This is a genomic window from Microcoleus sp. N9_A1, assembly GCF_036701795.1.
GTDB lineage: Bacteria > Cyanobacteriota > Cyanobacteriia > Cyanobacteriales > Microcoleaceae > Microcoleus.
In genome coordinates, this window is record NZ_JAUBRI010000005.1 from 57,797 (window position 1) to 80,419 (window position 22,623).

At 45.7% G+C, this 22,623-nt stretch carries 16 protein-coding genes and 2 pseudogenes; 11 read left to right on the forward strand and 7 right to left on the reverse strand.

Annotated elements, in window-relative coordinates; all coding sequences use genetic code 11:
* Nucleotides 1-27 precede the first annotated feature (27 nt).
* From QUA58_RS03545 to nagA, 3 genes are all read right to left on the reverse strand, one after another.
* The gene (locus tag QUA58_RS03545) at nucleotides 28-420 is read right to left on the reverse strand and encodes a DUF423 domain-containing protein (protein WP_333393056.1); all 393 of its coding nucleotides are present in this window, start codon (nucleotides 418-420) and stop codon (nucleotides 28-30) included.
* Nucleotides 421-620: 200 nt separating this feature from the next.
* The gene (gene bchM, locus QUA58_RS03550) at nucleotides 621-1,307 is read right to left on the reverse strand and encodes a magnesium protoporphyrin IX methyltransferase (protein WP_333255979.1); all 687 of its coding nucleotides are present in this window, start codon (nucleotides 1,305-1,307) and stop codon (nucleotides 621-623) included.
* 208 nt (nucleotides 1,308-1,515) lie between these two features.
* A complete protein-coding gene (nagA, locus tag QUA58_RS03555; RefSeq protein ID WP_333393057.1) occupies nucleotides 1,516-2,745 on the reverse strand; it encodes an N-acetylglucosamine-6-phosphate deacetylase in 1,230 nt (409 codons plus the stop codon).
* Nucleotides 2,746-2,969: 224 nt separating this feature from the next.
* Between nagA and purE the strand changes: the two genes are divergently transcribed.
* Nucleotides 2,970-3,491, forward strand: a complete 522-nt coding sequence (purE, locus tag QUA58_RS03560; RefSeq protein ID WP_333255982.1) for a 5-(carboxyamino)imidazole ribonucleotide mutase — start codon at nucleotides 2,970-2,972, stop codon at nucleotides 3,489-3,491.
* Nucleotides 3,492-3,574: 83 nt separating this feature from the next.
* Nucleotides 3,575-5,176, forward strand: coding sequence for an ammonium transporter (locus tag QUA58_RS03565; RefSeq protein ID WP_333393059.1), 1,602 nt, complete (start codon nucleotides 3,575-3,577; stop codon nucleotides 5,174-5,176).
* A gap of 262 nt (nucleotides 5,177-5,438) precedes the next feature.
* On the opposite strand, the gene QUA58_RS03570 is transcribed toward QUA58_RS03565, so the two are convergent.
* Nucleotides 5,439-6,041, reverse strand: a complete 603-nt coding sequence (locus QUA58_RS03570; RefSeq protein ID WP_333255984.1) for an IS607 family transposase — start codon at nucleotides 6,039-6,041, stop codon at nucleotides 5,439-5,441.
* Nucleotides 6,042-6,324: 283 nt separating this feature from the next.
* On the opposite strand from QUA58_RS03570, the gene QUA58_RS03575 reads away from it, so the two are divergent.
* The 7 genes and pseudogenes from QUA58_RS03575 to QUA58_RS03605 all read left to right on the forward strand — a co-directional run bounded on the left by QUA58_RS03575 (nucleotide 6,325) and on the right by QUA58_RS03605 (nucleotide 14,317).
* Nucleotides 6,325-7,242 carry an SGNH/GDSL hydrolase family protein gene (locus tag QUA58_RS03575; protein WP_333255986.1) on the forward strand — a complete coding sequence of 306 codons (918 nt, stop codon included), beginning with the start codon at nucleotides 6,325-6,327 and terminating at the stop codon, nucleotides 7,240-7,242.
* A gap of 455 nt (nucleotides 7,243-7,697) precedes the next feature.
* Nucleotides 7,698-9,137, forward strand: coding sequence for an ammonium transporter (locus QUA58_RS03580; RefSeq protein WP_333393060.1), 1,440 nt, complete (start codon nucleotides 7,698-7,700; stop codon nucleotides 9,135-9,137).
* A 240-nt stretch (nucleotides 9,138-9,377) separates the two neighbouring features.
* Nucleotides 9,378-10,580 carry a 4-hydroxy-3-methylbut-2-enyl diphosphate reductase gene (locus QUA58_RS03585; RefSeq protein WP_333255989.1) on the forward strand — a complete coding sequence of 401 codons (1,203 nt, stop codon included), beginning with the start codon at nucleotides 9,378-9,380 and terminating at the stop codon, nucleotides 10,578-10,580.
* 384 nt (nucleotides 10,581-10,964) lie between these two features.
* Nucleotides 10,965-11,120, forward strand: a pseudogene (locus QUA58_RS03590) (transposase family protein); the annotation flags it as partial.
* A 138-nt stretch (nucleotides 11,121-11,258) separates the two neighbouring features.
* Nucleotides 11,259-12,778: pseudogene (locus QUA58_RS03595) on the forward strand (IS5 family transposase).
* Nucleotides 12,779-12,824: 46 nt separating this feature from the next.
* On the forward strand, nucleotides 12,825-13,328 hold the full coding sequence (locus QUA58_RS03600; RefSeq protein WP_333393061.1) for a response regulator: 504 nt from the start codon (nucleotides 12,825-12,827) through the stop codon (nucleotides 13,326-13,328).
* Between the two features lie 491 nt (nucleotides 13,329-13,819).
* Nucleotides 13,820-14,317: a hypothetical protein gene (locus QUA58_RS03605; RefSeq protein ID WP_333255992.1), complete on the forward strand. Its 498-nt coding sequence runs from the start codon at nucleotides 13,820-13,822 to the stop codon at nucleotides 14,315-14,317.
* A 66-nt stretch (nucleotides 14,318-14,383) separates the two neighbouring features.
* Here QUA58_RS03605 and QUA58_RS03610 read toward each other — a convergent pair whose 3' ends face one another.
* From QUA58_RS03610 to QUA58_RS03620, 3 genes are all read right to left on the reverse strand, one after another.
* A complete protein-coding gene (locus tag QUA58_RS03610) occupies nucleotides 14,384-14,749 on the reverse strand; it encodes a response regulator transcription factor (protein WP_039886668.1) in 366 nt (121 codons plus the stop codon).
* A gap of 701 nt (nucleotides 14,750-15,450) precedes the next feature.
* Nucleotides 15,451-17,796 (reverse strand): polysaccharide biosynthesis tyrosine autokinase, encoded by a 2,346-nt coding sequence (locus tag QUA58_RS03615; protein WP_333255994.1) that lies wholly within the window; start codon nucleotides 17,794-17,796, stop codon nucleotides 15,451-15,453.
* A 44-nt stretch (nucleotides 17,797-17,840) separates the two neighbouring features.
* Nucleotides 17,841-19,322: a polysaccharide biosynthesis/export family protein gene (locus QUA58_RS03620; RefSeq protein WP_333310020.1), complete on the reverse strand. Its 1,482-nt coding sequence runs from the start codon at nucleotides 19,320-19,322 to the stop codon at nucleotides 17,841-17,843.
* Between the two features lie 364 nt (nucleotides 19,323-19,686).
* On the opposite strand from QUA58_RS03620, the gene QUA58_RS03625 reads away from it, so the two are divergent.
* Both QUA58_RS03625 and QUA58_RS03630 read left to right on the forward strand, forming a co-directional pair.
* Entirely contained in the window at nucleotides 19,687-21,030 is a 1,344-nt protein-coding gene (locus tag QUA58_RS03625; RefSeq protein WP_333393062.1) for an O-antigen ligase family protein, read from the forward strand.
* Nucleotides 21,031-21,084: 54 nt separating this feature from the next.
* Nucleotides 21,085-22,431, forward strand: a complete 1,347-nt coding sequence (locus QUA58_RS03630; RefSeq protein ID WP_333393063.1) for a flippase — start codon at nucleotides 21,085-21,087, stop codon at nucleotides 22,429-22,431.
* Nucleotides 22,432-22,623: the final 192 nt, after the last annotated feature.

Consider the following 22,623-nt stretch of genomic DNA (forward strand, 5'->3'; position numbering starts at 1 on the left):
GTAATTGCTTCAAAATTGACCATTTGCCTATTTAAAACTAAAAGCTGCGACTGCCAAACATCCCCAACCAACAATAAAAGCAACTCCCCCCAGTGGCGTAATTGCACCCAGCCATTTGATGTCGCTCAAACTCAGGGCGTACAAACTGCCTGAAAAGATGATTGTGCCGGCAATAAAAGCCCATCCAGCCACTGCAAAAAAGGTTTGAGACTCTTGGGCGCGGTTCAAGAGTAAAGCGACGAGTAATAAAGCCAGGGCATGGTACATTTGATATCGGGCGCCGGTCTCAAAAATGGTTAAAGCTCGATCGCTCAATTGATTTTTCAAAGCGTGGGAGGCGAAAGCACCGCCTGCAACGGATAAACCTCCGAATACGGCTGCTGTTGCTATGAAAATGCGCGTTAGGATTAGCGTTGACATATTTGTTTAATTGGTAATTTGATGCGAGCCGGTCAACCGCAGATATAAGGCAGATGCAACGCAGATACACGCAGATAATTTCATTCTGATGAAAGCTGCGAAATGCAATGCAAGTCTATTACTTTAAATCGGCGAAGGAAAGGTGCGTGGCGCGCACCCTACGTTTATAAGAAAGTCGCTTTTTAACGGATATTTTTACCCTATTTGCGAACTGCTTCCAGCAACCTAGAATAGTAAAAGCTAGTGCTATTCATGGCTGTTCTGTTAATAACAAAGCCGTTGGTTTCTAGGATTTTGATAATATCAGCTTCGCGGTGCTGGTAAGCCCGGGTAGTTTTGCTGGGCCCTGGGAAAAGCTCACCAAATTTTTTGAGGGCGGTAAGTGCTAAGGTTTTGGGGGCAAAACTAAGAATTAGTCGCGATTCGGCGATCGAACTTAGGTGAGCGATCATTTCTGCAGCCTTATTTTGAGGATAGTGGATTAGCACGTCCAAACAAATCACTGTGTGGAATTTGCCGGTTAAAGCTTCCAAATCTTGGGCTGCGAAGGAGATGTTGTAGAGCTTGCCGGGAACTGCTGTCGATCGATCGTAAGCTTCTGCTACCATCTTTTCAGAGATATCGCTAGCGCAAACAATTGCCCCAGCGTCAGCCAGAGGAATGCTCAGAGATCCCACACCGCAACCGGCATCGCAGACACAAAGCCCGGGCAAATTGCCGTCAGCTTGCAGCCATTCGAGGACTGTATCCACCGTTTTCTGGTGGCCGGTGCGGATGTCTAGCTGAACTTTATTGACTTGGCCGTCGCCGTAAATTCGCTGCCAGCGATCGAATCCCGTCGAGTTAAAATACTGTCTAACTATAGTCTTGTCGTCTACCAAATTCATCGATCTGCCTGCTGCTGAGTTATTGCCAACGGTTAGATATTATATAGCAATCCGGTTCGGAAAATGTGCAACTTGCAACAACAGATTTTAGATTGGCGATTTGAGATTTTCGATAAAAAGGGCACATCTAAAATCTCAAATCAATCGGGTAATACCAGTTCGCCGATACCCACTTTTTCAATTCTTTAATCTAAAATGGTATAACAGGCTAAAAGAGTCGATGCCAAGTCAATTCCTTTGTCGCCGCATTTGAATTCCAGCGCAACAATTGAGTGGCCGATTTGCCAATAATTCCCGAAATTCCGATCGCCCTTCTCGGAGATTCAGTTGCCAGGGCGATCGCACTATCGGCGTCGCAGATCCCCCACTTCACCAAATTCTGCACTCCCGCCAACAGCGGCAGAGTTGTACCCGCCAAAGTAGCAGATTCCAGGGCCGAGTGGTAATCTAATCTTACCCAAGCTGTACCTTTTCTGACTTCAATTTGTCGGGAATCCCAAGGATAAACACCGTCAGGCAAACCCAAAGGAGCCAAAGCATCGCTCACTAAAAAAACGCCTTTTTGATACCTACCAGCGCGTAGCAAAAAATCAATCATTGTCGGAGAAACGTGCTTCCCGTCAGCAATTAAACCGCATTTTACGCCCGGATAAACAATCGCCGCTCCCAACAAACCCGGTTCTCTGTGGTGCAAACTCGGCATCGCATTAAAAGCGTGAGTTACCATTGAAGCTCCCCGCTCAAATGCTTGTTGAGCTTGCTCTGCCGTCGCTTGGGAGTGTCCAAGACTGACGGAAATTCCCAAACTTTGCAAATAGGAAATGACTTCGCCTGTGCTGTCTAACTCCGGCGCTAAAGTAATTATTTTGACAATATCGGCACAATCTCCTAAAACTTGCTTGACATTTTCTATAGTTAGCGGTAACAAAAACTCAACTGGGTGAGCTCCTCGCTTCTGGGGGTTGAGAAAAGGGCCTTCGAGGTGAACGCCGAGAATTTCCGCTGTTTTGGGTTTAATTGTTCCGGGAGCAGCGGTTTGTACAGTGCGGATATAATCAGCTATAGTCGAGAGCGATCGCCTAAACTTATCCACCGAAGTTGTCACCAAAGTCGGCAAAAAAGCATCGACTCCCTGATTCCACAAAAATTGACAAATTTTCGGCAAAATTTCAATGTGCTTGCTTTCTAAATCGGGAAAAGCAAAACCGAGGGCGCCGTTAATCTGCAAGTCAACACCGCCCAGAGAAAGCCAATCGCCTGCTACATCAACCACGTGCAAATGGGGAGGACAAATCCGTTTAAATACGGCGTCCATCGGCAAAACTTCTTGAATGATTCCCGTTTCGTCAACAGCAAGCATCTGCAAATCCTTGCAACCGGGGAGGCGAGCATTGAGAATATCTGTGGGGGTGGCAGTTGGGGTTGTGGCTTCAGTCATCCGATTTTAGATTTTAGATTTTAGATTTTAGATTTAATATTCGCTAGGGATAAATCCGGTGGCTGGTGAGGAGGGGGAGCTTTTTGCTGGCTGCAGGGCTGCTCAGACGGGGGCTGGTGGCAAAATTGCTTTTAAGGGTCAGTTTTGGTACAAAATATCTAAATTTGAGTTAACGCAATCATTTAAAATTAGCATTTATCTGAAATCTGAAATCTGAAAATTGTATGAATCAAGCGACAGTTGGAATTATTATGGGTAGCGATTCGGACTTGCCAACCATGAAAGATGCGATCGCAGTTTGCGAAGAATTCAGTGTTGCTTGCTCCGTGGCGATCGTCTCGGCGCACCGCACGCCTGATCGCATGGTGGAATACGCCCAAACCGCGCACCAACGAGGCTTGAAAGTGATTATCGCAGGTGCCGGGGGAGCGGCGCACCTCCCAGGTATGGTAGCATCTTTAACCCCCTTGCCAGTGATTGGCGTGCCCGTACCGAGCCGCCACCTGCAAGGGGTAGATTCCCTGTACTCGATCGTCCAAATGCCAGCCGGGATACCCGTAGCAACAGTGGGGATCGGCAACGCTAAGAATGCTGGCTTGCTTGCAGTTCAGATACTGGCAGCTCATCAGCCAGAATTGCTAGAGCGAGTTTTGCATTACCGCAAAACTTTGTCCGAATCTGTACTGAAAAAACAAAATCAACTAGAAGAGCTAGGCTATCATAACTATCTCAATCTCAACAAATAATCCATAAACTTTTGTAGTAAGATTGGAAAGTTTTCCGAATATTGCTGAGCTTACTAGCCGTAAAGAGGGTAAAAGTGATTAAAATGACTGTCGGAAAGAAAAAGTCGAAACAAGTCAGGCGGGAGGCTTTAAATTTGCCAGCAGCTAAATTTTTTACGAAAGTCAACAGGTTGAAGAAGTTACCACGGGCGATCGCCCGCCTCACTCCAAGTTGGCAAGCCTGCATACCTTTAGCTGCAATCATCTTCTTGGTGTGGGGATATGCGGCGGTAGCCCAAACAGCTCCCGCGCCAACCACCGAGGAACAATTAGCCAGCCTTAAGGTGGGGCTGGATACGATGTGGGTCATGGTGGCGGGGATGCTAGTGTTCTTTATGAACGCCGGTTTTGGTATGTTGGAAACCGGGTTTTGCCGCCAAAAAAATGCAGTCAACGTGTTGTCCAAAAACTTGATTGTTTTTGCGCTTTCTACGATCGCATTTTGGGCGATCGGTTTTGCGTTAATGTTCAGCAACGGCAACGGTTTTATCGGCAGCAGCGGCGGATTTTTTCTGTGGAATGTAGCTGACAACAGCCCCGCCACAGGAGATGCTTATCAAGGCATCTTCAACGCATTAAACTGGACGGGAATACCCCTCAACGCTAAATTCTTTTTCCAATTAGTTTTTGCCGGAACTGCTGCCACAATCGTTTCTGGGGCCGTTGCAGAGCGTATTAAATTCCTTGAATTCTTAATTTTCTGCTTGCTGTTAGTAGGCATTGCTTACCCGATTACCGGACACTGGATTTGGGGCGGCGGCTGGCTGGCAACAGCCGGATTCTGGGATTTTGCCGGTTCGACAGTGGTTCACTCGGTAGGCGGTTGGGCTGCTTTGATGGGAGCGGCATTTTTGGGGCCGCGGCTTGGTAAGTACCGCGACGGCGATACTGTGGCGATGCCGGGACACAACATGAGCATTGCTACCCTGGGCTGTTTGATTTTGTGGTTGGGTTGGTTCGGGTTCAATCCCGGTTCGACAATGGCAGTCGATCCAAATGCGATCGCCCACATTGCCATCACCACCAACACTGCCGGTGCCTTCGGGGGAGTTGCTGCAACGATTACAGCTTGGCTCTACCTTGGCAAACCCGACCTTTCGATGATTATCAACGGCATCCTCGCAGGCTTAGTCGGGGTAACAGCTAGCTGTGCTTGGATCAACATACCCAACTCTGCCATTATCGGCACGATCGCCGGTATCCTGGTAGTTTTCGCCGTAACTTTCTTCGACAACTTGAAAATTGATGACCCTGTAGGCGCAACTTCAGTTCACTTAGTCTGTGGCATCTGGGGAACTCTGGCAGTGGGCTTGTTTGCTGACGGGCCTACAACTGGACTTTATACCGCAGGCCCCGCAGCCGGATTGCTTGTGGGCGGAGGTTTCGGTCAACTCTGGGCGCAGTTGGTCGGCATTATTTCTGTAGGCGGGATGACCGTGCTGCTGAGTACGATTTTTTGGCTGGCACTCAAAGCTTTGCTGGGTATCCGCGTTTCTGCTTTAGAGGAGGCTGAAGGTTTGGATATCGGCGAACATGGGATGGAAGCTTACACGGGGTTTGTGAAGGAAACGAGCTTGGACAACAGAAGTGAGACCAGCTACGGCGGTTATGGTGGGGGTTCTGGAGGCAAGAGTACCAAACTGTAGAGCGTGCGCTTGATCGACCAATTCAGCTTTCCTGTCCTAGATTAGCTATTTATCAGCTAATTCACGCCTTTATTCAGAGAAACCACACTCTGAAATAGCCACTAACTTATGGCTGTCTATCGTTGTGCTCGCGTTTCAATCTTCGATGCGAACGCGGGCATAATTTTATTTTTAGTTTTCGATTGCATGAGATGTGCGCCGATAATTGGTAATTGGTAATTGAGAATCTGTAACTAACGAACTTGGCAAGCTGGTGTATTGATTAGAGTTGATCGGCAATTGCTTTAAGTTCTTCAAGGACGCGCTTGTTTTTGGGATTCCTGCTGCCATCAAGGCGGGCGGAGACAACAGTGATTATTTCTCGTATATCTTTAGCTAAATCCTCGTCACAGCTAGTATTTTCGGTTTGATTTATAATCACTACCTCTGTCCCAAAGTGTTCGCACAAATTAAAAATTAGTTCCGAACCAAATCTCAGCAGTCTGTCTTTGTGAGTTAATACCAACCTTTCTACTTGATTGTCTGCGATCGCCCGAATTAGATGTTGTAAACCCCCCTTACTGTAATTAACCCCAGAACCCACATCATCAATGATTTGGAATTGCCAGCCGTGAGATGCACAAAACAATTCCAAAACTTGTTTTTGTCTGTCTAAATCATCTTTTTGGTCGTGGCTGCTAACCCGAGCGTAAGCTATGGTTAAAGCGCCGTTGGGTTTTAAGCCGAGAAGATGAGCTAGGTCATACCGTCTGTGACCGTTAGCCGTGCGTTCCGGTATTAGCTTGCCTTCGGCTTCCCACCTGCGTAAGGTGGAAGCGCTCACACCTTTAATTTTGGCTGCTTCAGTTATAGTTAATTTTTTCATTTTTGGATTTTAGCATCAGAACTGAGTAAGTTCGATCACTTTTAGATATATTTTTGTGCAGGGCTGCAGCTTTGACAAATCCGATTGCGGTGCAAGAAAGTTTGGTAGGCAGATTTTTTGTGGTAAAGTAGTGCGAAAAAGCAAAGTTCTGCATCGCCGCCCTTGCCCAACACAGCACAGTGCTTGATTCTTACAAGAATTGAGGCTTTAATTGAGCGGTAAAATTTGATGCAGCAATTCAGTGCAAATTATTCGGTGTGAGGCCTGCAAATAGCTTGAGTTTATGGAGAAGTTTGGAGGAGGTAGCAGAAGTAGAACTCATAAATCCCTCTTAGGGATGGAAGTTAGCCGATCGAAAAGTGTTCCGGTTTGGGCTTTGCTATCTTTGGTGACGAACGGGGTACTGATAGTTACAGTCGCTCAACTACTGCTGCAGGGACACAACTTGACAGAAAGCTTCCAGGCGAATGATGCGGTGACGGCAGAAGGCGCCCAGGAACAAATTGACCAACTGGCTACCTCTGCAAACGCAGTGCTAGACGTGCCTGTTGCCGGACCGCGACATAAATGGACTTACCAGCAGTGGGTGACGCAGTTGGGTCGCGAAGCTGAGGCGGCGGCGGCGAATCGACCCTCAAGACTGAGTGTTTTGGCTGGGGATTCTCTCAGTATGTGGTTTCCGACCAAGCTGTTACCAGTCGATCGAATTTGGCTGAATCAAGGCATTTCGGGAGAGACTTCCGTGGGTTTGCTGAAGCGGTTGCAGTTGTTCGATCGAACTGCGCCGGATACGGTGTTTGTGATGATTGGGATTAACGATTTGTTGCGGGGGATCAGCGACGAAGGGATTTTGGACAACCAGCGGCAGATTATTCGCGATTTGCGGTGGGCTCACCCCAAAGCACAAGTGGTTGTGCAGTCGATTTTGCCCCACAGCGGGGAACAAGCTACTTGGGAAAATCGCGATCGCCTGTTGGCAATCCCTAACAGTCGGATTAGGGCAATAAATCGACGGCTGAAAGAAATTGCTAGTTCTGAAAATGTTTTGTATCTGGATTTGTACCCGCTGTTTGCGGATGCTGACGGCAATTTACCAACCGAACTCAGCACAGATGGCTTGCACCTTAACGATCAAGGTTATCTGGTTTGGCGATCGGCCCTGCAACTATTCGATCAGATGCAGTTGAAAAATGAGTCATGAGTCATGAGTCATGACTCATTAGTTAGAAAGATCAAGGATGAAGTAACATTCTCCCCAACTCTCCCCCTCTCCTCCTCCCACTCTCCCCAATTCAAAACTCCCGCCCTCTCCTCGACTCCCCTCTCCGATTACTCTGTTGTCACTGGCTATGTCAAGTAGCGACTGATACATTAAGAAATATGATAGTTAGCTATTTAGTATAAGGTGATACAGAATAACTGTTTGTACAAATGGTGGAATCCAAAAGGCATAGACCATTGGATTGATAGTTGACGAATTTAGATGAGTCCGGCTATACGAAGTCGGGAGGTTGAGGATTGGGGAATTATCTATTGAAGATTTGTTCCGCTAAAACACGGACTTAAAACCAAATAACTATTGCATCTAAAATCCTCGCATCTAAAATCGGCTGGGTCTTCCCGGAAAATTGCTGAGTATGAGAAGGTACAACTAACGTGATCAAAAAAAGTTTAATGATCGGCATCATGGCGCTGTGGCTGTTAAGCGTACCGCTAACGGACAATGCCTTAGCTCAAGATGCTGCTGGTACTGCTGCTGCAGTGGTGCCGAATCCGATCGACAGCGGCGATACGGCGTGGATGTTGGTGTCCTCAGCACTGGTATTGCTGATGACACCGGGACTGGCCTTTTTCTACGGGGGATTGGTGCGATCGCGCAACGTCCTCAACACCATGATGATGAGCTTCGTCATGATGGGACTGATCGGCGTCACCTGGACGCTGTGGGGCTACAGTTTGGCCTTTGATGTCACCGCCAGCAACCTAAATCCTCAAGGGTTTGGCCAAGGGATCGAAAGCTTCATCGGCGGCTTCGACTGGATGTTCTTGAACAAGGTGACGGCGGACACACCAGATCCGATCGGCTACGCACCGACAATACCTCACCAAGTCTTCATGGTGTACCAGATGATGTTCGCCATCATCACTCCAGCCTTGATTTCCGGGGCGATCGTCGAACGGGTAACATTTAAAACCTATTTCTGGTTCGTGCTGCTGTGGTCTACCTTCATCTACTCTCCTTTAGCCCACTGGGTTTGGGGTAGAGGCTGGCTGGGGGCGATCGGAGTTTTAGACTTTGCCGGCGGCACAGTCGTGCACATCAGTTGCGGTGTTTCTGCGGTTGTCGCAGCTTGGGTAATCGGGCCCCGCAAAGACCACTTGAAGAAACCCCACACCCCCCACAACGTACCCTACGTCTTGTTGGGAATTGGGCTGCTGTGGTTCGGCTGGTTTGGCTTCACCGGTGGTAGCGCTTTCGGATCTGGTTCTTTAGCAACAGTGGCTTTTGTCACCACAATGGTTTCTACAGCAGCCGGCGGTTTAACTTGGACAATTGTCGAATGGGTGCTTAGAGGCAAACCGACAGCAGTCGGAATTGCTAGCGGTTTCCTAGCGGGATTGGTGGGCATCACACCTGCGGCTGGATTTGTGCTTCCAGTGGGGGCGCTTTTGATCGGATCGATCACTTCGGTTTGCTGCTTCTTTGCCGTTAGTTGGCGGGCTAAGCTGGGATTTGACGACTCTTTGGACACCTTCCCGATTCACGGCGTCGGCGGAACTGTAGGCGCTATTCTGACTGGCTTATTTGCGACTAAAGCGGTTAACGCTGCCGGAAATGACGGGCTATTTGCCGGGAATCCGGGGCTAATCGTGACCCAGTTTGTAGGCGTTCTAGCTACTTACGTGTTTGCGGCTGTCGGCACTTTTGTGATCCTGAAAATTTTGGAACAGTTTATGGAACTGCGAGTGCCGTCATCTGCTGAAGACAAAGGTTTGGATATTGACCTGCACGGGGAAGAAGCTTACGGTGAGGATTTTGCCGGCGGTTTCAGTTCGTTTGAATCGAGTTCTCCTTTTGCGCCTAAGAAGATTTGAAGCTGATTTTCTGTGGGAGTTCGATCGTGCACAGACTCAGCTATCTGGGTCTCTGGGCTTTTTTTAAGTTTTTTTTTAACGAATCGCGAAGGCGTCTTCGCGGTTCATTCTTTCTTTCCTCGACCTGTGTCGATCGTATAAATAGCATATCCCCTCTTCGCTACTGAGCCAATAATCGCGATCGCACCCCAGGCATTCTAAAATCAAAGGTAATTAACCTAGATTTCAACTCGATACCGCATGGATACTAAAGCTTTTAAACGATCGCTCCAACAGTCTGAAAACTACCACCGCAAGGGTTTCGGACACGAAGCTGAGGTAGCTGGGGTGATGCAGACAGCTTATCAAAGCAGTCTGATCCAGCAAATTCGCGACAATAATTACAGACTGGAACGCGGCGCAGTTACGATCCGGCTGGCTGAGGCTTTTGGCTTTTGCTGGGGGGTGGAACGCGCTGTAGCTATTGCTTACGAGACTCGCCAGCATTTCCCGTCAGAACGAATTTGGATTACTAATGAGATTATTCATAATCCCTCTGTAAATCAGCATTTGCGCGATATGGAAGTTGGTTTTATTTCTGTTGAAAAGGGACTGAAAGATTTTTCGGTTGTCGATAGCGGGGATGTAGTAATTTTACCCGCTTTTGGGGCGAGCGTCCAAGAAATGCAGTTGCTTAATGATAAGGGCTGTAAGATTGTTGATACTACTTGTCCTTGGGTTTCTAAGGTTTGGAATACTGTTGAGAAGCACAAAAAGAGGGATTACACTTCGATTATTCACGGTCAGTACAAGCATGAGGAAACTGTTGCTACGAGTTCTTTTGCTGATAAGTATTTGATAGTGCTGAATTTGCAGGAGGCTGAATATGTCAGCAATTATATCTTGCACGGGGGCGACCGCGATGAGTTTCTTGCTAAATTTAGCAAGGCTTATTATGCTGGTTTTGACCCCGATGTGGATTTAGAAAGTGTAGGGATTGCTAACCAAACTACTATGCTCAAAACTGAGACTGAGAAGATTGGCAAGTTGTTTGAAAAAACGATGATGCGGAAGTTCGGAACCGAGAAGTTGAACGAACATTTTCTCAGTTTTAATACTATCTGCGATGCGACTCAGGAACGCCAAGATGCTATGTTGAGTTTGGTTGAGGAAAAGTTGGATTTGATGCTCGTGATTGGGGGTTTTAATTCTTCTAATACTACGCATTTGCAGGAAATTGCGATCGACAAAACTCTTCCTTCTTATCACATTGATTGTGCGGAGCGCATTTTACCGGGAAATCGCATCGAACACAAGCCTTTGGGGGCAGATTTGGTGGTAACTGAAGGTTGGTTACCGGATGGTAAAATTGTAGTCGGCGTGACTTCGGGTGCTTCTACGCCTGATAAGGTTGTTGAAGATGCGATCGATCGCATTTTCGCGATGAAAGCGGCTGTTGTGTAATTATATTGTTTCGCCACTGCACTCGGAATCATGATTTTCATCAGTGCAGGGCGAGTGTCTCTTTGCGAGTGCGACCGAGACCCTCGCTCGCAAAAAGATATAATTCCGATGTTAAACTAATTTCAAACCATTAATTCTCCCCAATTACCAGATCGCTCGCATTTCTGATTTCTGATACTAAGCTGTCGCGCATTTAAATTGCATATTCGAGGCGGGCGGGACGGCCACCCCACAAAAGTTTAATTGTTTTTTGACATACAATTTAAATGCCGCAACAGCTTATTCACCCAGGGCGAACGCATCTAAATTTAATGTTAACAGCTTATGGTATATTGAAGAATAATTATTGAGTACCTAAAAAAAAATAATTAGAGTTTACCCTGTATGAAACTCAAGCCTAAAATCACCATTGCCGACCATTTTGCCGACTTAGAAGATCCCAGAATTGAGCGGACGAGACGCCATCAATTAATTGATATTGTCACCATGTCAATTTGTGCGGTGATTTGTGGTGCTGACACATGGGTGGATATCGAAAGTTAGGGTAGCTCTAAATAGGGCTTGCTGAATAAGCCTCAAACCCTTACATCAAAAGACTTTGGCTCCTGACGGCGCTGAGCGTGTGTAAGATTCGCAGCTCAAATTAGTCAAAAGCCGAGCATCGGCATCACTTTTGTAATGTACCGAAAAGTTTACCCAACCCCAAACCCACCATCCAACTTTGACCTCCCCTTCGAGGGGAAATTGTCAGAGGATAATCGTTGGGTAATAATGGCAAAAATAATTCCCTGGTCAGAATTTGAAGCGGAATATGCTCAAAATTTTACAGTCTCTACTGGAGCTCTCGCCTGCGTCATTTAGGATAGCATTAGGGGCATTAATAATTCAAGAAAGGTTAGGAACAAGTGACTCCGAAACAGTAGAACAAATAAGAGAAAACCCATACCTACAATACTTTATAGGTATGACTACCTATAGCGATGCTTCAGCATTTGATTCATCAATGTTCGTTCATTTTCGACAAAGAATAGGTGTGAATCTAGTCAATAAAATTAACGAAAAAATGGTTAAAGAGCAGACCGAATTGCCAGGAGAGGAAGTCAAAAAAAAGTCATCATAAATAAGTGAACCCAAAAATCAAGGAAAATTAATATTAGATGCAACTTGTGCCCCAGCAGACATTAAGTATCCAAGCGACTTAGGACTATTAAATCAAGCTGCATAAACATACCGAAAAAATCATAGACGCTCTACACACTCAAAGTCAGTCACCCGTAAAAAAACCAATCACCTATCGAAACACAGCCAGAAAAGAATACCTAACAGTGGCTAAAAATCGGAAACCATCACGAAAACTACGAAGAAAAGGAATTAAAAAATAACTCCAATATATCAAAATAAATTTGGCTCATATCGATGAAATGAGTAAGCTACAGTTGCTGAGTAAATCTGATTATAAAATGCTGCTAGTAGTCACAGAAGTATACCGTCAACAGTTATCGATGTATGAAAAGAAAGAACAGAGTATTCAGGATAGAATAGTAAGCTTAACACAACTACATATCCGCCCCATCGTCAGAGGAAAAGCCGGGAAATCCGTTGAATTTGGGGCAAAACTGTCAGCGAGTTGTCGTAACGGGTACGTGTTTTTAGACCGAATTATTTGGGATGATTTCAACGAATCTTTAGACTTAAAAACACAAGTAGAAGAATTTAAACGATTCACAGGATTCTATCCAGAATCAATTCAGGTAGATCGCATATATCGAACGCAGTCAAATCGAGCTGGGTGCAAAGAAAAAGGGATTAGAATGAGTGGCGTTCCTCTAGGAAGACCCCCTAAAAATATCAGCAAGTCAAAGAACAAGAAGCAAGCTAAGTCTGACGAAAGAATTCGTAACTTGATTGAGTGAAAAATTGGAGAAGGTAAAAGAAGATTTAGCCTTGCTAGAGTCATGGCTAAACTTTCTAAGACTTCTGAAACAAGCATCGCCATAACTTTTATGGTGATGAATCTTTATGCCCTGCTGCGGCAGGATTTTTGGCTTTTTTTAGGTCTATTTCACAACAAAAACCTTTTTTCAGGTTTTCTGCCTTTAACAATTAGTAAAAATTATATTTTATCAAAAAAAATAAGCAAAATCTATCTTTTCAAGGTAATCGCAAATTCACTCATCTTTCTAAATGCTGTTTTCTGACTTTTTCAGCAAGCCCTACATAAAAGCACTACCTGGAATTTATTAAATGGCAAGGTCGTTTGATCCGAGGGACACGAACTGTTATTGGGGTTGGAAAAAGGCAGTTTTGCGGGAACTTACTTTCCGCCTCCCTTCGATGCAGGTAAATTCGATCGCGGGCGCTTCCTCGCCGGTTTTGGCGGGCGCTGGTAATTTACTGGGAGTTAAGGTTTTGCTGGTTGATAACGAGGTTGATTCGCGGGAATTTATGAGGTTTGTCTTGGCAGATTCCGGGGCCAATGTTAGGGCTGCATCGTCTGCTGCTGAGGCGTTTGAGGTGGCTTCGCAGTTTGGGCCGGATGTTTTGGTCAGCGATATCGGAATGCCGGAGGAAGATGGATATTCGCTGCTACGAAGGCTGCGTTATTTGAACACTCAGACAGGGAAATTTTGGGCGATCGCCCTGACGGGTTATGCTAGGGATGAAGACCGCGATCGTGCTTTTTCTGCGGGTTTCGATCGGCATCTGTCTAAACCTGTGCAACCCGATGTCTTGGTAGAGACTATATAGCAATCCTAAATCATTATCCTTACCGCGAACATAAATGTGATTTACCCAAAATCCATCTGTAGGGACTAAGGCCAAGCCGTGTCCCTACAGAAAATCATTTAGGATTGCTATAGTCAAGTTGAGACAGCAAGCGCTAACAACTTAAAAAATTCTATTAATAATTGGGAATTGGTAATTGAAAAGTGGTTAATTGGAATTGGGAATTGTGCTTGTCGTGACGACTTTAATTCTCGTAAAACTCGGTCGTACTTGCCTTCTTCACTACCAATCTATAATGCTGATTTTACCGGACACGAGCTGCTTAACCCGACTGGATATCGACGGAAATCGCTCAACTGAAAAATATAAAAATTTGGATTTTTCAAACTCTTCAAATTCTGCTTGTGGGGCTTTGCTTCTAGCCCGCCTAAAATATGCAATTTCTATGCCGATTAGGTGATTGGTTTGTGTTAATATGCTAAAATATCCAACAACCACGCGGTAATAATTAGGTGGACAAACTTCAGACAGATATAGAGGCAATTTACTCTCAAATTGAGCAATTGCGCCTGGAACGCCAGCAGCTTAGTATTGCCGATGCTGTCCCAGCCGGGGATTCGCCCCAAGCGATCGCCGATGCTTATCGGCGTCACGCGAGGGAAACAGCACAAGTGTCAGCCGAAGTCAAGGGTATAGATGATGCGATTGCGGCTCTGTCTGCTCAACTGAGTCAGAAACAGCAGCAATCGGTAAAGTTGCAAAGAATCACTCCGATGGAGCGGCAAGTTGAAGAAGGCAGATTACTAGCTCACGGACACGCGGAACGGATTAACGAACTGGCGGCGGAACTGGCGGCGGAAGTGAAGGGACTCAAAGCCATCGCCGACCAAATTAGTCCCAGCTACTGGCAGGTTTATTACAAGCCTTTTATTACTGGTTTTAAGAGTATTTCTGTTCCCTACGTGCGATCGGACGGGGATGTTTGGACTATTGTCAATCGAGTAGTTTAGAGAGGCTGCGGGATCAGAAATAATCAGCGCTCAAGACAATTTTTTTCCTGTCCCTATTCCTCAACCTCAACCTCGCAGCAATTGCTTAATAGTGCCGACCAATTCCTGTGGGTGAAATGGCTTGGCGATGTAAGCGTCGGCTCCTTGTTTCATTCCCCAATAGCGATCGAACTCTTCGCTTTTGCTCGAACACATTACCACCGGCAAATTTTGGGTTTTAGGGTCGCTTTTGAGCCTGCGACAGACTTCGTAGCCGTTCATCCGGGGCATCACGATATCCAGAACGACTAAATCTGGGCGGTTAGCCTTGATTTGCTCTAGAGCTTCTACGCCATCACTCGCTACTGTGACGTTGAGTCCTCTACCTTTGAGCAAGTCGGCGATCATCTCCCGCAGAGTTACGCTATCATCAACAACCATAACTGTACTCATAAAGATACACTCATAAAAATACTGGGTAAGTGGGAAACTCAGAGTCTTTAGACCTGAGAGGGGAGGTTCGACGTAGCCCGCGCGAGCCACGACCAGGGCAGTTTTGACTGCCGCGACCATTCAATACGGCCTGCGGGAATTGTGCTTTCAAACTAGCGTGTATTTAGACCTGGGTAACAAACATATTTCCACCTAGTTTCTGCATTGAAACTTTTACGAACTTCTGGTAATGTACCGCTATATATATTACCGTTTTTGTGAAAATTTTAACTTTTTTTCCTGTAGCTGTCTACACAGATTTGACCCGATTATCAGCAAAACTTAGACCGAACTAAGTATCACGCCAACTGTTGACACCCTTGGTTAAATATAACTTACCCACTTTTGTTGACTATCTTACTTTTTATTAAAATTACCGAGAAATCTCGGTTGACAGAGCTAGCTCTGTTTGCTAGTTTATCACTGTTATCTCAAGAATAGCATTTTTGCCTCAAAGTCTGATTTTGTCCGTATCCTTTTCCCTGCTAGCAGGATACCTCAACCAAGGGCAGGGACAGAGCTGTTTGATTCTATTGTAGAGGCAATCTCCCGTGGTTGCCCCCATCTCCCTATCTCCCCATCTCCCCATCTCCCCATCCACAGAAAATGAAACAGCCCTGCATCGTTGGTGGTCAACCTTTCGGTAGACCTCTTGGTCAAGCTCAGATACGAGTATCTGGTGTTTTACTACCCAAAACCGGGAGTTGATTGTTGTAGACAGTATCAAAACCCATTGGTCGAGGCGACGAGGCTTGTCTAGAGCCTTTAATCCCATTCACAACAGTTCCTAAGACAGAAGCACCGGAAATTTTTAGTCCTTCTAATGCTTGAGTGACCAGAGAGCGGTCGGTGCGATCAATCTTCACCACCAACAATGTGCCATCAGTCTGAGCAGCCAGGATATGTGCATCCGCCAGCCCCACCAGCGGTGGAGTGTCATAAATTACTAAGTCGAAAAAGGTTTGAAATTGCTCCATGAGATAAAGCATTTTTTTGGATGACAACAGTTTAATCGGGTCATGGAGATTATGCCCAGCAGTCAGCACGAACAGGTTGTTTTCTTCTGGCGATTTTTGAATCGCGTCGTTGAGGCTGAGGTCTGTGGCGATCACATCCGTGAGTCCGCGCACGTTTGGTAAGCCTAACAACAGGTGAAGTTGAGGCAACCGCAAATCTGCATCTACCACCAACACTCGCAAACCAACACTCGCCGCCGTCTTCGCCAGGTGAAAAGCAATGGTAGACTTGCCATCGCCTTTTACCGCTGAAGTAATCACCAACGATCGCATCGATATCCCTGGACTTAGCAACCGGAGATTCGTATAAAGAGAGCCAAATGATTCTAGAAAATAATAATCTAAATCAGTGCGAAACTTGTTGCGCCCCGCCTGTAACTGCCGACTCTTTGCCGGATCATCGGCAAAATTCTCCACCGCTGGTATACGATGATTCGATTTTTTGGTGATTCTTTTGAGTTTTGGCGATCGGGGTACCACACCTAAGATAGGTAGTTTAGTTCCCCACTTCACCTCTTCCGGCGTGTGGAAAACCCTGTTGAGAACCTCTACAAGAAAACCTACTGCCACACCAAACAGGAGACTCAACACTAATGCGATCGCCAAATTTTTCGTCTTATTTGTAGCAGTCACCGATAAAGGACTGCCCTCTTCATTCGTCATGATCGATGGCTCATTGATGAGCGTCCACGGCGTGTCCTGCTGCCCCACACCTAGCTTCAGCGTTTCTCGTTTAGATAAAAACACCCTCAGGCTCTCTGTCGCCACCCCTAACTCTCGCTCTAAATCCCCATACTGTCGCAAAACTGAAGGCAAGTCTCTGATGGTTTTATTCAGATTATTTTCACTTGTCGTCAGACTCTGCTGCCGAGCTTCTAGCTGCTGGATTTGGCCTGCCACAGTCTTGATCGTCGATTCCGCCTCTTTCTCCAACAAGCGACGCATATTTTTCTGTTTTTCTCGCAAAGACTGCATCGGCGGACTATCTTCACGATATTGGGTAGAACTAACTGCCAGTTGAGTTTCTATCGTCTGGAGCTGACCTATTAATGTTTCATACATTTTCGGATTGATCGCCACTACTCCGGCTGTATTTCCTTGACTTAGCTGTTCCTTAAGATTTTTGTACAACTTCCTCGTTTCAGCAAGCTGCGCTTCCAGAGAAATTTGCTGAGAGCTAATACCGCTCGCTTGATCGGTAAAGCTTTTACTGCTTTGATCTGGCAAGCTCAGATTAGCTTGCTGCCGTAGCAATTGCAATTGCCGCTGGAGCTTATCTACTCGCATCCGCAGCGCTGGGAGCTGGCTGTCAATGTACGCCATACCCCTTGTCGTCTGCTTCAGGCGCTCTTGGCGGCTGTACTCTAGATAGTATTTGGAAACAGTACCTAAAACAGACTTAATTTTAGCCGGGTCTTTATCCTGGTAAGTGAACTCTATAATTTTTGTGCCAGCTTCTTTTCCATCTTTGGCATAGGTAATGCGGCTAATTTTTAACTGATTATTGATTTGCTTATAAGTAATATCTCCATAATTAGCTTGCACTTTCTCTAATAGTGGCATCAAAAGTTTCGGGCTCTTGAGAACTCGCAACAGAGTCGGATAATCTACCATACTGCTGTCTTCGACAGAGGAACCGACTTTGTTAACTTCATCAGCACTAAAATTAGCACTCTGAGACTGAATCAATAATTGAGACAATCGACCTTCAGCCGTGATTGGCTCTACTAAAACCTGGAACCCACCTTGATAGAACCTGTCAATTTGCTTCGTTTTCCACAGTACCAGCGACCCAGAAAATCCGCCCAGCAAAAGTGCGATCGCCACCATAATCCCCATTCTTCTTTGCACTACGGCAAACAGCCAGCCCAAATCCAAAGGCTGTTGCTCATCGCTAGTTTCAGAATTCCTTAGAGAGATACCATGCGCTGCTTGAGGCTGAACTCCATTGCGCTTCGAGGCTGTTGACTGGAAATTATATTCTGTACTCATATTTTTGCTTACTCCTACTGTTAATCCACCATCACTAACAATTTTTATCTAGGCAATCTGATAAGTCCCAAGTTATTCAGGAATGATAGGATCGCATTGCCAGTGCTGGGTAATGCCAGAACGGCAGCAGCGGGACTTAAAAGCAGGTTAACGGTGTCTATTACTCCGGCTGTAGTAGAGCGCCTGACTACAATGATATCTTTACTGCGGACAACGGGGTTGGTCAGCTCATTGATTCCTTGAGCAAAATCAATTTCTACCATCCGCCGAGAAACAGTGCCGTCAAAATTGAGGCGGATGAGTTCCACCGAAGTCTTTTTAGCTCTACTGGTATTGAATCCTCCAGCCGCCATCAACGCTTGGTTCAGGGTGGTGTTGCTTGCCACCTCCACCACTCCTGGCCTGACTATTTCTCCCACCACATTCACTTGAATCCTAGCCGGAGAAAAGCTAGCGTCGGCGATTTGAGATATTTCTGCCGGATTGATTTCCGTCGCAGTCAGAATAACGATGGAATCTCCGTCTTGCACAATCGTATCTTGATTGACATCACCGCTTTCCAAAAGTTGCCAGAGGTTGACGGTAAAGATTTGTTCAGCGCCAGCACTGGTGGGGCGGCGTACTAGAACTTGGCGAATGTCAGCTTGAGGCTTGAGACCTCCAGCTAGCTGAATCGCCCGCGTCACTGTTGGCAGTCCTTGAACGCCTTGGTTCGGGGCGGTATCTCCTCCGACTACGACATACCGCCCCGGTCGGACTACTTCTCCTACCACTGCTACTGTGCGAGCTTGATTGGCGGGGGAGGAAAAGGTAGAAACAGCAATTTGGCGGGCTTCTGCTAGATTCACTGCGGTCGCAGTGGGTACGAAAATGGTATCTCCATCTCGCAAAGTAATATCCACAGGCACATTGCCTGTCTGTAAGTATTCCCACAGATCGAAGGTTGTGATTTGGATTTGACCCACTCCGCCCGCTCGTCGGCGCAGCTCTACCCGCCGAACGTCAGCGATTTGGGTCACGCCCTGAGCTTTTTCTAAAGCTTGCACTAAAGTGGGAAACTGTACGGAAGGGACATTACCTGCTCCTGAGTTGAGGGCAATGGTATAAGAGCCTGGGCGGTTAACTTCTCCTGAAATCCAGACGTTAAGAGGCCGTGTTGCTTGCAGACTAACTGTAACCTGGGGGCGTTTGAGAATCTGTCTATAGGCTTGGGAAATAGCCGTACTTGCTTGTTCCAGAGTCAGTCCTTGGATCGAGATACTGCCAATTAGAGGTAACTGGATCACCCCACCCGCCGGAATCTGGTAGCTGCCACTAAATTGGGGCAAGTCGAAAATATCGACGCGGATGTTGTCTCCGCCTCCTAGAGTGTAAGTACCGCTTGCGTTGGAGGATCTGACTCTCACAGGAGCGATCGCACCATTCCGTAAAGTTGGCTGTTGGGCGATTGTCGGGTGTGGGCAAGCTACATCATTTATAGCTAACAGGCTCAGACCAGTCAGTATGGGGATTATTTGTCTAGGCAAACTTGCGTTCACAATATACAATGTAATTTGATTAGTTACTTTAGCGTAACCTAGTTAGTAAAAAACTGCCAAACTATCGGTTCTAAGTAGAAGGCAAAAGGCAAAGAGTATTCGTCAGAAGAGAAAATACTTAAGTCGCCGGCTTGATAGCTCTGACAATAGACATCTTGCATAATGATTGTGGATCAGGCATCCTGCCTGTTCAAAAATTGTTTTTTTGGAGATGTCTAATATTGAGAAACGTTTGAAGAGAAAAATTCTGTGTCAGCTAGTCGCCTCGATCAATCACAATCTCAGTCACGAAGAGTCCTGATAATGTGAAGAAACAGCCAAATCAAGAGAAATATTTAAGGTTGGACTAGAAATGAAAGAAATTCTCCGCGAGCCTTTATTTTTGCTAATTCTTGTGGCGATCGCAGTTATTGTACTGATGTTGATGTATCAAGCAGTAGCCAGGGATCAAAAATTCGGAATCAAGGTAGAAAATTTTTTTGCTGGCATATTTCTGTTTGCTATCTCAGGAGCTAGTGGTGCGGTAGTGATGCCTTTTTCCAAGTTGCATCCGGCTGTGATGGCAGGCCGTGAGACAACTGCACCCACTGTTATCGGACAGCTCGTAATTTATGGTGCTTTCCTGTTCATATTATCTCCTCGTCTACGTTCTACACTAAAAGATTATTTGAAAGCGTTATTGACGACTATGAGTAGCGATCCGTGTTTAGCGCTGCTTTTGTTAATGATATCGTTTTCGGCGTTATGGTCAGAGACTACTGATGTTAGCTTGAAATATGGTTTAGTGATTTTAGAAACAACAGTTATCGCTATATACATAGGAAAACAATATAGTTGGCAAGAGCTATATCCTTGGTGGCGGACGGTTAACTTATGCGTCCTGTTGTGGAGTTTGGTCAAAACTAATGCGGATGGGGCTGGGTGTTGGAATGGAATATTAAGCCATAAGAACCAGTTTTCATTTTTCATGGCTCAAACATCAATTTTGTGGTTTGTGTTTGCCTTTTACTCCCCGAAAAATCGCCGTTTGGCGATCGTGTTCGGTTTATTGGCTTCCTTGGCAGTCCAAAAAGGATGTAGTGGGGCAAGTCGAATCTTGGTTATTATTTTATTAGGTCTTTGGTTTTATCTCAGCGTCATCAAAAAATTGCCGGTACAGTGGGCGGTCGTTTCAGTCATACTTTTCCTAATTATCAGTATTTCTCTGGGAATTGTGGTGATTGATAATCTGGAGTCAATCGTTGTCGATGGCCTCAAAAAAGATATGACGTTGACGGGGCGAACGGAATTCTGGCCGCAAATAGTAGCAAAAATCAATGAGCGTCCTCTTCAGGGGTATGGAGTTGCTGGTTTTTGGCAATCTTGGCGCGGTTTGGAAAATCCTGCTCACAGTATTATCATAGTTAAAAGCCAATTTGTCCCGCCCCATTCTCACAATGGCTTTTTAGACTTAGCCTGCGATTTAGGTTGGGGGGGATTGATATTATTTGTGTTGTCATTTTTAAACAATATTGTGAAGGGAGTGGTGTATTTAAACCGCGCACGACTGCCCGAAGCTGGCTTGCCTCTTTTCATCTTGACCTATACACTAATGACAAACCTGACGGAAACAGGTCTTTTTGGGTCAACCAGCATTTGGTTTTGGTACATTGTCATGTCAGTCCGCCTTAGCCTAGACGTTTCAGAAAAGAGTTGAACTGAAAGAGAGCTATTTCAAAAAATCACCTGCTGTGTAACGAATCGAAAATTTATGATATTAGACAAGCTCTTTGCATTTATCGATAGACTCAGCCCAGGACTGCGTAAGGTGATTATCAACACAACTTGGCTGTTTGCTGACAAGATCTTGCAGCTAGGTGTGGGTCTGCTAGTAGGGCTTTGGGTCGCTCGTTACCTACAACCAGAGAGATTTGGCTTGCTCAACTATGCGATGGCGACAGCGGGACTATTTGCTCCGGTTGCTAGCTTTGGGTTGAAGTCGATCGCGATTCGCGACCTATCTAGAGATTCGTCTAATAAGGAAGAAATTCTCGGTACAGTTTTTGTCTTAAAAAATATCGGTAGCTTGATAGCTTTATTTTTAACGGTAGGAACAGTGATTCTGTTGAATCCTACGGAACCCTATACTCAATTGTTGGTAGGGATAGCAGCATTCGTCAGCCTGTTTCAGCCTTTTGAAACCATCGATTTCTGGTTTCAGTCGCAAGTGCAATCAAAATATACTGTTATGTCTGCAAATTCCGCTTATTTAATTATGAGCATAGTGAAAATTATACTCATTAATCTCCGAGCTTCACTGATCGCATTTTCCTGGATGATGGCTACGGAGTCTGCTTTGAGGGCTTTGGGATTGGTGATTGTTTATCAAGTGAATGGGAATCAAATACTAAGGTGGCGATTCAGCGGGAAGCTGGCGGTAGAAATGCTCCAGCAAAGCTGGCCGCTGATTTTGTCGGAATTTATGATCTTCATTTATATGCAGATCGATCAGATCATGATGAAACAGCTTAGTAGCGCTGAAGAATTAGGACTGTATGCAGCAGCAGTCAAAGTTTCTGGACTATGGTATTTTGTGCCTCTGGCTATAGTCGGCTCTGTTTTTCCATCGATTGTTAAAGCTAAAGACATTGGTGAAACTGTTTATAATGACCGCCTGCAAAAACTCTTATATTTAATGGCTGTCATATCATATGCAGTGGCAATTCCTGTGACGCTGTTTGCGGAGCCGATAGTGAATATTCTGTATGGAAAAAACTATCTTGGTGCTGCTCCCTCTTTAGCAGTCCTGATTTGGGCTGGGCTGTTTGTTTGTGTGGGAAGCGCCAGAAGTACATGGCTAATCACGGAAGGGCTGTTGAATCTTTCGGCCGCTACAACCGCTGTGGGTGCGGTGGTTAATATTATTTTGAACTTGATTTTAATTCCCCGTTATGGTGGTTTGGGAGCAGGTATTGCCACTCTGATTGCACAAATGGCGGCTTCTTATGTAGCTCACGCATTTTATCCGGAAACTAGAAAGATGTTTTGGATGCAAACGAAAGCTATTTTTATGATCGGTATTATCAAAGAAATACGTCAATTTTTATCTACGAAATAAACAAAATTGATGGATATATAGCAATCCTAAATCAGTTTCAATAACTTCCAGGCGTTTCGCCTCTTAATCAATGTCACTCTTGCTCTGCCTCGCCGGAGAAAATCGAGGCTCTTCCTCCGGACCTGCGTTACCAGGAAGATCCTGGTAACGAGTAGAATCATTTAGGATTGCTATAGCAGATGTTTAAGGAAG